At 68.7% G+C, this 14,439-nt stretch carries 13 protein-coding genes; 6 read left to right on the forward strand and 7 right to left on the reverse strand.

Annotated features, from left to right (window positions below):
- Positions 1-43: 43 nt before the first annotated feature.
- Positions 44-1,114: a maleylacetate reductase gene (locus RS901_RS24455; protein WP_316156730.1), complete on the reverse strand. Its 1,071-nt coding sequence runs from the start codon at positions 1,112-1,114 to the stop codon at positions 44-46.
- 9 nt (positions 1,115-1,123) lie between these two features.
- Positions 1,124-2,104 carry a tripartite tricarboxylate transporter substrate binding protein gene (locus tag RS901_RS24460; protein WP_316156731.1) on the reverse strand — a complete coding sequence of 327 codons (981 nt, stop codon included), beginning with the start codon at positions 2,102-2,104 and terminating at the stop codon, positions 1,124-1,126.
- Positions 2,105-2,299: 195 nt separating this feature from the next.
- On the opposite strand from RS901_RS24460, the gene RS901_RS24465 reads away from it, so the two are divergent.
- The 4 genes from RS901_RS24465 to RS901_RS24480 all read left to right on the forward strand — a co-directional run bounded on the left by RS901_RS24465 (position 2,300) and on the right by RS901_RS24480 (position 6,385).
- The gene (locus RS901_RS24465) at positions 2,300-3,238 is read left to right on the forward strand and encodes a LysR family transcriptional regulator (protein WP_316156732.1); all 939 of its coding nucleotides are present in this window, start codon (positions 2,300-2,302) and stop codon (positions 3,236-3,238) included.
- A 305-nt stretch (positions 3,239-3,543) separates the two neighbouring features.
- Complete coding sequence (locus tag RS901_RS24470; protein ID WP_316156733.1) at positions 3,544-4,470, forward strand: IclR family transcriptional regulator; 927 nt, start codon at positions 3,544-3,546, stop codon at positions 4,468-4,470.
- A 31-nt stretch (positions 4,471-4,501) separates the two neighbouring features.
- Positions 4,502-5,314, forward strand: coding sequence for an SDR family oxidoreductase (locus RS901_RS24475; protein ID WP_316156734.1), 813 nt, complete (start codon positions 4,502-4,504; stop codon positions 5,312-5,314).
- 96 nt (positions 5,315-5,410) lie between these two features.
- A complete protein-coding gene (locus tag RS901_RS24480; protein WP_316156735.1) occupies positions 5,411-6,385 on the forward strand; it encodes a tripartite tricarboxylate transporter substrate binding protein in 975 nt (324 codons plus the stop codon).
- Between the two features lie 65 nt (positions 6,386-6,450).
- Here RS901_RS24480 and RS901_RS24485 read toward each other — a convergent pair whose 3' ends face one another.
- From RS901_RS24485 to RS901_RS24495, 3 genes are all read right to left on the reverse strand, one after another.
- A complete protein-coding gene (locus RS901_RS24485) occupies positions 6,451-7,842 on the reverse strand; it encodes an MFS transporter (RefSeq protein WP_316156736.1) in 1,392 nt (463 codons plus the stop codon).
- A 142-nt stretch (positions 7,843-7,984) separates the two neighbouring features.
- Positions 7,985-11,422 (reverse strand): ATP-binding protein, encoded by a 3,438-nt coding sequence (locus RS901_RS24490; protein WP_316156737.1) that lies wholly within the window; start codon positions 11,420-11,422, stop codon positions 7,985-7,987.
- A gap of 17 nt (positions 11,423-11,439) precedes the next feature.
- Positions 11,440-12,087: a response regulator transcription factor gene (locus RS901_RS24495; protein WP_316156738.1), complete on the reverse strand. Its 648-nt coding sequence runs from the start codon at positions 12,085-12,087 to the stop codon at positions 11,440-11,442.
- A gap of 469 nt (positions 12,088-12,556) precedes the next feature.
- Between RS901_RS24495 and RS901_RS24500 the strand changes: the two genes are divergently transcribed.
- The gene (locus RS901_RS24500) at positions 12,557-12,721 is read left to right on the forward strand and encodes an FmdB family zinc ribbon protein (RefSeq protein WP_010812787.1); all 165 of its coding nucleotides are present in this window, start codon (positions 12,557-12,559) and stop codon (positions 12,719-12,721) included.
- A 181-nt stretch (positions 12,722-12,902) separates the two neighbouring features.
- A complete protein-coding gene (locus tag RS901_RS24505) occupies positions 12,903-13,157 on the forward strand; it encodes a hypothetical protein (RefSeq protein ID WP_013953573.1) in 255 nt (84 codons plus the stop codon).
- Between the two features lie 38 nt (positions 13,158-13,195).
- On the opposite strand, the gene RS901_RS24510 is transcribed toward RS901_RS24505, so the two are convergent.
- Positions 13,196-13,639, reverse strand: coding sequence for a BLUF domain-containing protein (locus RS901_RS24510; RefSeq protein WP_013953572.1), 444 nt, complete (start codon positions 13,637-13,639; stop codon positions 13,196-13,198).
- A 48-nt stretch (positions 13,640-13,687) separates the two neighbouring features.
- Positions 13,688-14,437 (reverse strand): GTP cyclohydrolase I, encoded by a 750-nt coding sequence (folE, locus tag RS901_RS24515; protein WP_316156739.1) that lies wholly within the window; start codon positions 14,435-14,437, stop codon positions 13,688-13,690.
- Positions 14,438-14,439 lie beyond the last annotated feature (2 nt).

A 14,439-nucleotide genomic window follows, 5' to 3' on the forward strand; every position in this document is an offset into this window, starting at 1 on the left:
GCGGGCTCCTGAGCGGGCAGCGGACCGGTGGCCGAAGTCCAGTTCAGCCCGGCCGCCGCCCATGGAAGGCATCGTCAAGCAGTTGCCGGATGCCGTGCGCGTCCAGCGGGCGCGGATTGGGATACTGGTCACGCAGCGCCAGTTCGCAGGCGTGATCGAGATCCTCCTCGCGCATGCCGATGTCGCGCAGCGCAATCGGGGCGCCCAGCGACGCCGCGAGGTCGAACACTGCCTGCGCGCCACTGATGTCCTCGCGCCCCAGCGCGGCCGCGACGGTCGCGATGGCTTGCGGCGCTGCCGGTGCGTTATACGCCAGCGCATGCGGCAGCACGATCGTGTGGACCTCGGCATGGGGCAGGTTGTAGGTGCCGCCGAGCGTGTGGCAGAGCTTGTGGTGCAGGCCCACCCCGACGCTGCCCAGCACGGCGCCACAGAGCCACGCCCCGTAGAGCGCATCGCCGCGCGCCGCCAGCACTTCCGGCCCACTGCCGCGTGCGATGACGGGCAGGGCGCGGCCCAGTGCGGCGATGCCGTCGCGGCACATCCATTCGCTGACCGGGCTGCGGTCCGCGGCGTACAGGCCCTCGGCGGCATGCGCGATGGCATTGATCCCGCTGGTTACGCTCACCGGCACCGGCAGGCGCAGGGACAGCTCGGGGTCGTAGATCACGGTGCGCGGCAGCACCCGCGCATTGCGGCCGGTGCGCTTGAGTCCGCCCTCGGTCATGCCATAGATCGGCGTCATCTCCGATCCGGCATAGGTGGTCGGCACGGCAACGATGGGGAGTTCCGATTCGAGGGCGATGGCCTTGCCAAGCCCGATGGTGGAGCCTCCGCCGATCGCCACCATCGCATCGGCGCCAAGCGCGGCCGCGGTCGACCGGGCCAGGCGCGCCTGCTCCACCGGCACATGCATGACAGCGCCGTCGAAAATGCCGGCGCAGCGCGCGCCCAGCACCGCCGCGGCACGCTCGGCCAGGCCGCGCTGCCCCGGTGTGCAAAGCACCAGCACCTTGCGGGCGCCAAGCAAATCCGCTTCATCTGCCAGCGCCGCCAGCGCGCCGGAGCGGAAAACGATGCGTTGCGGGTGAGTCTGGTAGATGAAGGGCTGCATGATCGATGCTTACTCGGTTGCAATATGCCGGTCCTTGATCAGCCGGCCCCAGCGTACCGCCTCTTCCCGGATCAGCTTGTTGGCCTGTGCGGAATCGCCCGCAATCACCTCGAAGCCGCCGTCGGCAAGGACTTTCGCGATCGCAGGATCACGCAGCGTGGCATTGACGCTGGCCGCGAGCTTGCCGATCACGTCAGGCGGCGTCTTCGCGGGTGCGATCATCGCCACCCAGGAATACGCCTCGAATCCCTTGTGGCTCTCGGCCACCGCGGGTATGGCCGGCAGGCGCGCATCGCGTTGCCGTGCGGTGACGGCCAGCGCGCGCAGCTTGCCGGCCTGCACGTAAGGCAACACCAGCGGCAGGCTGGCGATCATCGAATCGACGTGGCCGCCCAGCAGGTCATTGAGCGCAGGCCCGCCGCCCTTGTAAGGGGTATGGATGCCGCTGGTGCCGGCCGCTTCGTGGAACAGCTCGGCCACCAGCTGGTTGGAGCTTCCCGCGCCCACGGATGCGTAGGACACCGTGTTCGGCTTCTTCGCCGCGGCAACGTAGTCCAGCAGCGTCTTGTAAGGCGAAGCGGCGGGGACGACCAGCACCATCGGCGAGCGCACCATGTACGAGACGCCGGTCAGGTCCTTGTGCGAGGCATACGGCAGCTTGGGATAGATAAAGGGCTCAGTGGCAAAGGCATCGAACACCATGCCGACGGTGTAGCCGTCCGCCGGACTGCGCGCAATCTGCCCGGTGCCGATGGTGCCGCCTGCGCCGGCGCGGTTGTCGATCATCACGGGTTGCGCCAGCCGCTTGCGCAGGGCGTCCTGGACCTGGCGCGCGACCTTGTCGACTGTGCCGCCCGCCGCATAGGGCACGATCAGCGTCACCGGTTTGGCCGGCCAGCTTTCGGCGCGGGCGCCGGCCGGAACTGCCATCGCCACGGTGATTGCGGCAAGTGCGCCAACGCCCGCCAGGCGTTGCAGGACACGGGGCATCGTCATTCCCGCTGTGGTTGCTACGGTTCTCTCCATCGGGATCCGCTCCTTGGTTGGTCTTGACAGGTCTGGCGTGCCACTTTTGCTTGTTGCGCGAAGCTAGCCGGTTGCTTTTGTTTTTTCGAATGTTAGACTCGGGGACATATGCGCGTGAAGCCGCCATGTCCGCGCAATGCCTTTGCACAAAACGCAAAAATGGACTCCGCCCGATTCGCTGAAAACCTGGCCATCTTTGTTGAAGTCGCGCAGTCCGGCAGCTTCTCCGCCGCGGCCCGCCAACGCGGCATGGTCGCGTCGTCGGTCGCCCGCCAGATCGATGCCCTGGAGCGCGAGCTCGGCGTGCCGCTGTTCACGCGGTCCACGCGGGCGCTGGTCCGCACCGACGCCGGCGACCTGCTGTTTGCGCGCGCCACGCGCATCCTGCACGAGCTCTACGATACGCGCGACGCCGTCACCGCGCTCGAGCAGGGCGTCAGCGGCCTGGTGCGCGTGGCTTGCCTGCCGGCCTTCGGACGGCGCCACGTGGTGCCGTACCTGGGCGCCCTCTACGCGCAATACCCGCGCCTGTCAGTGGAACTGGTGCTGACCGAGCGCGTGGTGGATCCCGTGGTGGAACGCTTCGACGTGGTCATACGCGTCGGCCAGCAGGCCGACAGCTCGCTGGTCGCCCGTTGTCTCTCCGACCAGCGCTACATCATCTGCGCGACGCCCGCCTACCTGGCGCAGCACGGGCGCCCCCTCCATGCCGATGACCTCGGGCGGCACCGCCTGATCGACCGTGGCCACAGCACCAGCATGCGCGGCTGGCGGGAATTGCTGACGCCGGCGCATACCGCGCAGGTGACCTTTGCGCTCGAATGCGATGACTGTGATGCCCGGCGGCTCTCTGTGCTGCAGGGGCTGGGTATCGCGCTGATGCCCGACTGGTCGGTGGGCCCGGATATTGGTGCGGGCCGGCTGGTGGAATTGCCGCTGGACGGGCTGTTGCCGCAAACACCAGGCGGAATCTACCTGCTGCGCGCGACACAGCACGCCAGCGCCAAGGTCAGGGCATTCTGCACGCACCTGACTGCCAGTATCGGCAGCCCACCCAGCTGGCAGATTGCCATGGCAGGAGAGGCCGCGCTCGCTTAGGGTGCTTGCCGGCGGCGCTGGTTCAGGCACCGCTGTCCGTTGGTCACTTCCCGCCACACAAACGGCCCGCAATTCGAGCCGTACTCAGTGCTGTCTGGCGCGCTTTGCCCGAAGTGGGGGATACCCTGGGGGAGCGGGTTCAAACGCCGTGCAGGGGTTCGCTTTGCCTTCAGCCGGAGACCGGTCGCGCCAACCCGCTGATTCACATCCATAAACGCCGTCTCTCACGCACATGATTTCCCTACATAGCGGCCCCTGCGCGGCCCTGTTGCTGCTATCAATGTTCTCTTCCCGGCCGCCTGCCCATGAAACGCACCACCACCATTCCAGCCCCGCCGCCCGATGCCGCACATATCCTGGTGCCGGCTGACGCGCAGGCGGGCCATGCCTGCGCCGACGACCGCAACTTCGTCACCGCGCTGGCACGCGGCATGGAGCTGTTGCGCGCCTTCGGCCCGCAGGACGATTACCTGGGCAACGCCGAGCTGTCGCGGCGCACCGGCATCCCGCGCCCGACCGTGTCGCGGCTTACCTACACGCTGGCCACGCTCGGCTATCTCACCTACATCGAAGCCACTGAGAAATACCGGCTGGGGCAGGGCGCGATGGCGCTTGGCCACCGCTATATAGGCGGCGCCGGCATCCGCGAGATCGCGCAGCCGCTGATGCAGTCGCTGGCGTTTACCACCGATTGCACGGTGGCACTGGCCATGCCGGACCGGCACGCCATGGTCTACCTGGAAAGCTGCCAGCCGCGCGGGGCGCTGGTGATCCGGCTGGCGCCGGGCGCGCGCCTGCCGATGGCCACCTCGGCGATCGGCCGCGCCTGGCTGGCGGGGCTGGACGCCGATCACCGCGAGGCCGCGCTGGCCGAACTGGCGCGCCACTACGGCACGCGCTGGCCCGCCGTGCGCACCGGCATCGACCGTGCGCTGCGCGACCACGCACGGCGCGGCTTCTGCGTGGCGCATGCCGAATGGGACCGCACCGTCAGTGGCGCCGCGGCGCCGCTGCGGCTGGCGGGCAGCAGCGAGGTGCTGGCGCTGAATATCGGCGGGGCCGCGACACGGCTGTCGCCCGAGATCCTGGAAAGCAACCTGGGCCCGCGCGTGCGCGACCTTGCCGAAACCTTGCAGGCGCGGCTGTGGCAGCCGGGCGGCGCGCGTGCGACCGCCCGCTTTGCTTCCGCGCAGCCGGACCCTGATACCCACACCCACGGCTCCAACGCGTAGCGCGGGCACCGAATTCAACGAGGAGACAACCATGGAAGTACGCAACAAGACCGTCGTGGTGACTGGCGCGGCCACCGGCATCGGGCGCGCGCTGGCGCTGGCCTTTGCGCAGGCCGGCGCGCGCGGCGTGGCCGTGGCCGACCTGAACGCGGCGGGCGCCGCCGCGGTTGCCGCCGAAGTCCAGGTCGCGGCGCCTGCGTGCGAGGTGTTCGCCCAGCCGGTCGACGTGGCCGATGCCGCCGCCGTGCAGGGCCTGGCCGACGAGGCCACGCGCCGCTTTGGCCAGGTCGACATCTTCTGTTCCAATGCCGGCATCATCCTGCGCAAGGGGCTGGAGGCGAGCGCCGACGACTGGCAGCGCATCTGGGAAATCAACGTGATGGCGCATATCCACGCGGCCAGGGCGGTGCTGCCGCAGATGCTGGAGCGCGGCGATGGCTACTTCATCAACACGGTGTCCGCCGCGGGCTTGCTGTCGCAGATCGGCTCGGCGCCGTATGCGGTGACCAAGCACGCCGCCATCGGCTTTGCCGAGTGGCTGTCGATCACCTACGGCGACCGCGGCATCAAGGTCAGCTGCATCTGCCCGCAGGGCGTGCAGACCAACATGCTGTTCGGCGAGAAGGGCGAGCGCAAGGGCTTCCTGCAGGAAGGCTCGGTCACCGCCGAGCACGTCGCCGCGGTGACGCTGGAAGGGTTGGCCGACGAGCGCTTCCTGATCTTGCCGCACCCGGAAGTGCTTGAGTACTATCGCCGCAAGGGCCAGGACTACGACCGTTGGCTGCGCGGCATGCGCCGCCTGCATGACAAGGTGATGCAAGAGTTCGGCGGCATCGCGGTCTGAGGGCACGAGTAGTCCTGGCAGGTTCCGGCGGCGGCATTGGCCGCCGTCTTCACAATGCGGGCAGCCATGCAGCCGCCGGCAACAGGAGGAGAATCCATGCGTTTCGGTACCGTTGCCGCGGCAGTGCTCGCCGCATCCGCCCTGGTGAGCGCGGCCCCCGCGCTGGCACAAGGCTATCCCGCCAAGCCGATCCGGATCGTGGTCGGCTTCCCCAGCGGCGGCGCGCCCGACACGCTGGCGCGCATCGTCTCGGAAAAGATCTCGCCCGCATGGGGCCAGCCGGTGGTGGTGGACAACAAGCCGGGCGCGGGCGGCAATATCGGCGCCGAAGCCGTGGCGCACGCGCCGGCCGACGGCTATACGCTGGCGCTGGGCACGGTCGGCACGCACTCGATCAACGGCGCGCTGTACAGCAAGATGCCGTACGACATGGTCAAGGACTTCGCCCCCGTGGTCCTGATCGCCTCGACGCCGAACGTGCTGGTGGTCAATCCCGGTGTGCCGGCAAAGAGCGTGGCCGAGTTGATCGCGCTGGCAAAATCCAGGCCGGGCGGCCTGACCTTCGGCACTCCCGGCGTCGGCACCTCGCCGCACGTGGCCGGGGAAATGTTCAATTCGATGGCCGGGGTCAAGATCACGCACGTGCCCTACAAAGGCCGCGCCATGGCCATCCCCGACCTGCTCGGCGGCCATATCACCATGATGTTCGACAACCTGCCGTCGGCCTTGCCCGTGGTGCGCGAGGGCAAGCTGCGCGCGCTGGGCATTACCAGCGCGAAGCGCTCGGCCTCGGCACCGGATATCCCGACGCTGGCCGAGCAGGGTTTGCCGGGCTTTGAAGCCGATTCATGGTTCGCCGTGTTCGCGCCGGCCAATACGCCGAAGGACGTGGTGGCCAGGCTCAACACCGAACTCAACCGCATCTTCACGCTGCCCGATGTGCAGGCGAAGCTGAAGACGCTGGGGCTGGATCCGATCCTGGGCACGCCGGAGAAACTGGCGGCGTACCAGCGCCAGGAGATTGCGAAATGGGCGCGGGTGGTGAAGGAGTCTGGGGCGAAGGCGGAGTAGGCCTTTAAACCCAGAGGATTTGCTCCCCTCTCCCGCAAGCGGGAGAGGGCGCACGCAATCGCTGATCAGGCGTCCGGTTCCACCGTCGCCCGCGCAGGCTCCGCGCCGCTGGCATCGCGCAAGCGGCTCAGGCTGATCAAGGCCCCCAGCGCCGCCACCACTGCCGCCAGATACAGCGCAATGCGCGCCGCGCCGGTCGGCGCCAGGCTGAACAGCAGCGCCACCACCGCGGTGCCGGTGGTCTGCCCCAGCAGCCGCGTGGTCGCCTGTGCGCCGCTGGCGCCGCCGCTGCGCTCGGGCGGCGTGGCGCCGATCATGGCGCGGTTGTTGGGCGACTGGAAGAAGCCGAAGCCCGTGCCGCACATCGCCATGCGCCAGACGATGTCCAGGCTGCCGGCGTCCGGGCCCAGCGTGGCCAGCCCGACCAGTCCGCCCGCCAGCATGGCCAGCCCGATGCCGGCCAGGATGCTGGCCGGATAGCGGTCCGACAGCCGGCCCGACACCGTGGCCATCACCGCCACCATCAGCGGCCAGGGCGTGATCAGCAGGCCGGTTTCCTGCAGGGAGCGGCCGAGCTGGTATTCGAGATAGAACGGCAGCGCGATAAAGGCCAGCATCTGCGTCATGAAGGAGCAGAACGAGGTGCCCACCGCCAGCCTGAAGGCGCGGCAGGCAAACAGGTCCACCGGCACCAGCGGCGCGGCGCGGCCGTGCTGGCGCCGCACCAGCAGCCAACCCAGCACCACGGCCACGCCCATGCCCGCAGCGCCTGCGATGCGCCAGCCGGCATGGCCCAGAACATCGACGCTGAGGATGAACATGCCGAACACCAGCGCCGACAGCAGCGCGCTGGGGTAGTCGAACTCGCGCGGCTGCGGCGGCGTCGCCGGCAGCGAAGTGCGGCTCAGCACCAGCGCGACGATGGCCACCGGCACGTTGACCGCGAACAGCCATTGCCAGCTGGCAACCGCCAGGATCAGCGCGCCCAGCGACGGGCCCACGGCGATGGTCACGCCGACCACCAGCGCGTTCAGCCCGATACCGCGGCCCAGGCGCGTGGGCGGGTAGATAAAACGCACCAGCGCCGTGTTGACGCTCATGATGCCGGCGCCGCCGATGCCCTGCAGCACCCGCGCGGCCACCAGCATCGGCAGGTTGACCGCCAGCGCGCACAGCAGCGAGCCCAGCAGGAAGGTGGCCAGCCCCGCCCGGTACACGCGCTTGTAGCCAAGGATGTCCCCCAGCGACGAGAGCGGCAGCAAGCACACGGTCACCGTCAGCTGGTATGCGTTGACCACCCAGATCGTGCTGGACGGATCGGCCTGCAGCTCGCGCGAGATCGAGGGCAGGGCGATGTTGGCGATCGAGCCATCTAGCACGGCCATGATCAGGCCGAAGAAAACAGTGAGGATCGCCCAGGTCCGCTGTGGCTGGGGAAGGCCTTGTTCTGGCTGCATGGGGAGAGACATTGAAGACAATGCCGCGCCAGCATCGGTCAGGCATGGCCAGGACGGCCACGGCGCGGCATTGCCATTATCGTCCCGCGTGGCGATGCTCGCAAATCCGCTAATTGTGGTAAAGCGCAGCGCGCGGGGCGCACTATCCCACGGCTGCGGTTGCCAGCACGTAGCCGCGCAGCTGTTCATGCAGGGCTTCGGCCGCGGCTGCGGCGGCCGGGGTCCACGCCTGCGCGGCGTCACACAGTGTTTCCAGTGCCAGGCACGCTTCGATGATGGGCTGGCGGCGCACGATCATGAAGGCGCCGGCCGCGGCATGGACCCAGTGCCGCAATGCCGGCAGGTCCTGCTGCGCAATGATGTGCGCCAACGCTGGCAAGTCCTGCTGCAGTTGCCGGCGCAGCATGGCTTCATAGCGACGGCGATCAACGGCTTCGGCGTGTGAGGCCGCAGCCGGGTCGTCATGGGTGGCGGGAGGCGGGGCCGCGGCATACCTGCGGCCGGGCAGGCCATGCAGGCACGCTTGCAGGTCCTGCAACGACGCCGGCTTGGCGACAAAGCCGGAAAAGCCGCGCAGGCGCCAGTCTGCCGACGGCTCGCTGCACGTGAATGCGCTGAAGGCCAGTACCGGCATGCCGGGATGCTGCGCGCGCACCGCGCGCAGCAGCGCGAGGCCGTCCATGACTGGCATATGGATATCGGTCAGCACCGCGTCGATGTGCGTGCTCTCCAGTGCCGCCAATGCCTGCCTGCCGTTGCCTGCAATGATCGGGTGGCAGCCAAGTGCCTGCAGCTGTTCGGCGACCAGGGTCTGGTTCAGCGAATTGTCCTCGGCGACAAGGATCGTCAGCGGCGCCGCGGCCGGTGCCGGGAGTGCCTGCACCGCCGGCGTGTTGCCGTCAGCCGGCGCAAGCGCCGCTGTGGCGCCCTCGGCCGCCTGGGCCACGCAGTCGATCAGCGCGCGGTGGCTGTAGGTTGTGACTTCGTGAATGCCGGGGGCGCACTGGCGTGGCCGATGCGGGCCCTCCGCCGTCACCCACACAAGCGGCAGCTTTGCCGCATCGCGCAGGCCGGCCAGTGCCTCCAGGGGGTACTCTTCCGTGGCGACGATGACGCGTGGCAGCTTGACCTGGAACGACGCCAGCGCGGCCGCCTGCGATGCCAGCACATCGGCACGCCAGCCTGCCGTAGTGAGCCACGCGGCCAGGGCCTCGCCGGTGCGCATGTCCTGGCACAGCACGACCACGTCGCCGCACTGCGCCGCGGCGGCCGGGACAAGCGGCCGCTGCGTGCCAGCGGCCGGCGGCAGCGGCACCGAGACCGTGAACGCGCTGCCCACGTCCGGCACGCTGTCCACGCTGATGCTGCCGCCCATCAGCTCGCACAGCCGGGCGCAGATCGACAAGCCCAGGCCGGTGCCGCCGTAGCGGCTGACGGTCACGGCATCGCCCTGCACGAAGGGCTGGAATATGCGTGCCGCCAGCGACGGCGGCATGCCGATGCCGGAATCGCTGACGCGGCAGACCAGCCGCAGCGTGCCATGGTGGTCCTGGCGCAGCTCGCCGCTTACGGTGATGCGGCCGCTGGCGGTGAACTTGAAGGCGTTGCTCAGCAGGTTGTTGAACACCTGCACCAGGCGCATGCGGTCGCCCGTGACCTCCGTATCCAGCGATGGCGACAGCTGCAGGTGAAAGCGGATGGGGCGGCCGGCCACCATCGGCGCGTGGGTCAGCGCCACGCTTTCCAGCGCCTCGACGGGGCGGAAGGGCGCGTTGACCAGCCTGAGCTTGCCGGCATCGATCTTGGAGAAATCCAGCACATCGTTGACGATCCGGCGCAGCGCCTCGGCGGCGGTGTCCAGCGCCCTGAGCCGGGGCGCGTGTGCTGCCAGGCCGCTGCCGCGCGCGAGCAGTTCCAGGTTGCCCAGCAATGCGTTCAGCGGCGTACGGATCTCGTGGCTCATCGCGGCGAAGAAGGTCGAGCGTGCGCGCATCATCGCCTCGGTGGCCTGCTGGGCGGAGCGCAGTTGCTCTTGCAGTGCCTGCTGCGCCGTGCAGTCCTGCACGGCGCAGAACAGCACCGCTTCCTCACGGTAGCGCGCCGGCGCGTAGGTGATTTGCAGGAAGCGCTGTCCGGCGTCGCCGGGGCCGGGTGGCTCGCCCGCCGGCGCGCACGGCGGCGCCGCGACGGTAAAGCTGGAAATGGACGCTTGCCCGCTGTCGCTACCGCACGGCTGTCGGTTGAATGCATCCGCTACCGCATCGGGCAGGCGCCCATGGGGCTGCCACTGCAGCAGCACGCCGGCCAGCGGGTTCGACGTCAGGACGGCGTAGTCGTGCTGGCGCACGATGCACAGGCCGACCGGCGTGGCATTGACCAGCACGTGGTTCATCAGCTCGCTCTCCAGCGCGCGCGAGGCTTCGGCGTGCGTGCGCCGCAGCAGGTGCCGGCTCCAGTAGCGCGCGGCCAGCCCGATGGCGCCGGCCAGCAGCAGCATGGCGCCGGCGATCACGGCCAGCTCCGCTGCCAGCGCCGCACCCAGCATGCGGTACGGCAGGTGGTAGACCAGCCGCCCGAAGCCGGCCGGCAGCGCCTGCGCCAGCCGCACGCCCGATGGCGTGACATCCAGCGTGCTGTGCGACAGCAGGCGCGCGCCGGCCGCCACATCGTGGACGCTGGCCGATGCTGCCGGCCAGTCGCGCGGCGATACATCGATGATCTCGCCGGCTGGATCGAGCAGCGCCAGCAGCGCCGGATCATCCGCGCGCTGCAAGTCGGCCAGGAACGCCTGGAGGGGCACGCAGGTGGCCACCAGCATGGTGGGCGTGTCGCCGGCATAGGCGGCGCCGGCCAGCACCATGACGGGGGCGTCGTCCACCGGGTGGCGCAGCGGACCCACCCAGACCTGCTGGTCGCGCGCCGGCACGGTGTGGCCGCTGCGCTCCATCAGCGCCTGGGTCAGCCATGTGCGCAGCCGCGGGATCAGCGTCGGGTCGAGCGCGAGCGGTGCGCGCGCGCCGGCCTCGGGCTGGCTGATGACCACGGCGCTGTCTTCGTCCAGCGCGACCGCGTAGGCCCCGTGATCGAGATCGAACGCCTGCTGCGTGGCCACCGCAGCCAGGGCAATCTGCCGCAGCCGCACGAACTGCGCCGGCAGCGCGGTCCCCCAGCCCTGCCGCGTTGCCTCGGTGGCAAGCAGGTGATAGTCCTTGCGCACGGCATCGACGTGGAGACTGGCGGTGCCGGTGCGCCGGAAAGCCCCGAAGGCAGCATCGCGCGACGGCTCCGGTGCGGGCGCATCGAGGTTGTAGCGGATGCTCAGCACGGTGCGCCGCAGGAACGAGGACTCGTTATGCAGCAACTGCGAGACCGAGCTGGTGTACCGCGAGACGTCGCTGCGGCGGTAGTCCAGATGCTGTTCCGTTGCCAGGCCGGCAAGCAGCAAGCCGGAAAACAGCACGATGGCGATCAGCACCGCGATGGTCACCGAATACAGGTGTTGCTGGCGGCGCGCGTTGCGGGCAAGCGCATCGAAGGCGCTGGCCAGGGTCTCACGGGTACGGTCGACGGTTTGCTGCATCGGCTGGTCCGGCCGTGTCAGATCAGGCGGTTTTCATAGGCGTAGCGGATCAGCCCGGTATTGGTCTGCACCCCCAGCTTGCGCATGGCCACGGTCTTCTGGCTGGAGATGGTGCTGACCGAGCGACCGAGCTTGCCGGCGATGTCGGTCAGCTGCAGGCCCTGCGCATAGAGCCGGATCACTTCCAGTTCGCGCTGCGTCAGTTCGGTGGCCGGTGCGCCGGCCAGCGTGGCGTGTTGCAGGATGGCGTGCACCGCGGGCGAATAGAAGCAGCTGCCGCCGGATGCGACGTGGATGCAGGCGCGCACGACCTCCTCCAGGTGGTCTTCCTTGCTGACAAAGGCGCGCACCCCAAGCTTCATGGCGCGGCGGATGATGGCGGGATTGGACTGGGCGCTGATCACCACCACGCGCGTCAGCGGATGGCGGCGCGCCAGGCGGCCCAGCAGGTTGAAGCCGTCCAGCGAGGTATCGCCGTGGCCCATGCAGAAATCGGTGATGGCGACATCGGCGGGATGCTGGTCCAGCGCGCCGAGCAACTCGGTGCCGCTGCGGCATTCGCAGCTGATCTGGACACTGCCGCTGCGCTGCAGGCAGTCGCGCAGGGCGGCCACGACCAGCGGGTGGTCGTCCGCCACGGCGACACGCAAGACTCCGTCGTACATAGCTATCTCCGGATGGGAGGCAACCGGTCCACACCGGTTGCACTGGGCAATTGCGTCACCACAAATCCGAAATTCTGGCTATGTTCCGCCACCCCTTGAATCGTAATTCTGCTAGTTCAGGGAACTTGCTTGAGGTGGGCATGGACACGGCCAGTTCGGGAAATGCTGGACCTGACAATAGAACGGCGCCATGCAGCGAGGCTTGACCTGGGTTTGCGCAGCATTGCGGCGCTTGTTCCGCGGCGAGCGCGACCAGCTATTTGCCTGATGTCAATGCGTGGCGGAAGACGCATTCACGTAGCGGCTGGCAGGAGCGCGGCGAGAGAAAGTGAATTCGCGGTGACATCGCAGCGTGCGCGCAGCGCGCCGGCTCCGGCAGCGCGAACTTTCACGCTTCGGGGCGCGGACCGCTGTCCTAGAATGAAGCTGACACGCGCCCCGCGGCGCGTGCACCGCGCTGGGGAACGCCATGCCCGTCTACCAATACCGCTGCGAGAAGTGCGGCCATATGTTCGAGAAAACCGAGCATCTCGCGGAACACGCCTCTGCCCATCCGAACTGCCCGAACTGCGGCAGCCAGTCCGTCCAGCACGCACCGGCCCCGTTCGTGGCAGTGACCCAGCGCAAGAGCTGAGTCCGCCGAGTCCGAACAACTACCTCCCAGGAGGGTTTGCGGCCCGCCGCCATTGTGCGGCGGGCGCGCGGATGTGCCGCCGGCCGACGGCCGCGGCATGTCTTTTCCAGGCGTGGTGCATGGGCACCACGCGCGTCAGCGCTGCGCGCAAGCGGCGATCTCAACCTTGACGGAGGATGCCATGGCAACGAGACCGTTCACCGAATTTCCCGCCGACGAGCAGCAACAGGTCCTGCAGGTATGCAGGCATGTCGGGCTGGCGGCCGAGATGTTCGAGATTCTCGAGGAAAGCCGCGAGGCCGGGGTGCGGCGCGTCAGCGTGCGCCGGGTGGGCACGGACAAGACCAGCGTCTATGAGGCCGGCCCCGATTCGGTCTGGGTCGAGGAATTCGAGAGCGACCTGGAGTGCGGCCTGTTCGGCCAGGTGACGGCATAGCGTTCCGGTGACAGAAGCGCGCCGCAGGACGGCGCGGCTCAGTGCCGTCCGCGTTCGCCGGTGCGCGACACGACCGACGCGCCGGCGATCAGCTCCTTGAGCAATGCCAGCGACGCCGCACCGCAGGTGCGGTACGGATCCAGTTCGGCCCGCGCCGAGAACTTGAGCAGGGTGGCGGTGTTGATACGCGCCGCATTGACCTGGCCCATCGCCCAGCCGGCAAAGTCGCGCGTGCAGGTTTCCTCGAAATGCAGCAGGGTCACGTCGTGGTGGCGCGGGTCGCGTGCGATCGCCTGGAACAGTTGTGACACGTCCTGGCGGTCGCCTTCCAGCGCCTGCAGGAAGATGCCGTTGCCGTGGCACAGCACCCCGGTGATGCCGTGGCGCGGATTGCGTTCCAGGCTGGCGGCCAGGATGGCGTCGAGCAGGGCGGCGTCGATGGCCTGGCGGGCACGGCTGGCATAGAGCAGGCGGACTAGCATGGTCGTGGCGCTCGGTTGTGGCGGCTGGTGGGTGGCGGGGCGTGCGGCCTAGCCGCGGTTGTGGTTCAGCAGCGTGAGGAACTCGCGGCGCAGGCTGTCGTCCTTCAGGAACGAGCCGCGCATCACGCTGTTGGTCATCTTGGCATCGGTGTCGCGCACGCCGCGCCAGTGCATGCAGAAGTGCTCGGCCTCCATCACGATGGCCAGGCCGTCGGGATTCATCTTTTCCTGCAGCAGGTCGGCGACCTGTGCCACCGCCTCTTCCTGGATCTGCGGCCGGCACATGATCCATTCGGCCAGCCGCGCGTACTTGGACAGGCCGATCAGGTTGGAATGCTGGTTCGGCATCACCCCTACCCACAGCTTGCCGATGATCGGGCACAGGTGATGCGAGCAGGCACTGCGCACGCGCAGCGGGCCGACGATCATCAGTTCGTTGAGCTGGCCGACGTTGGGGAACTCGGTCACCGGCGGGGCCTTGGCGTAGCGGCCGGCGAAGATCTCCTTCAGGTACATCTTGGCGACGCGGCGCGCGGTTTCCTGGGTGTTGTGGTCGTTGTCGACGTCGATCACCAGCGCGCGCAGCACGTCCTCCAGGCGCGCCTGCACTTCCGCCTGCAGCTGTTCAATCTCGCCCGGCTCGATGTAGTGCGCAATATTGTCGTTGGCGTGGAAGCGCTCCTGCGCGGCCTCCAGCCGTGCGCGGATGCGGGCAGAGATGCTGTGGGCGTGGGGGTGGCCGGCATCGTCGCCGGCGTTGCTGTCCTTCGCGCGGTGCGCCGCGTCCTTGCTGGTCATGG

The organism is Cupriavidus sp. BIC8F, assembly GCF_032465815.1.
GTDB lineage: Bacteria > Pseudomonadota > Gammaproteobacteria > Burkholderiales > Burkholderiaceae > Cupriavidus > Cupriavidus necator.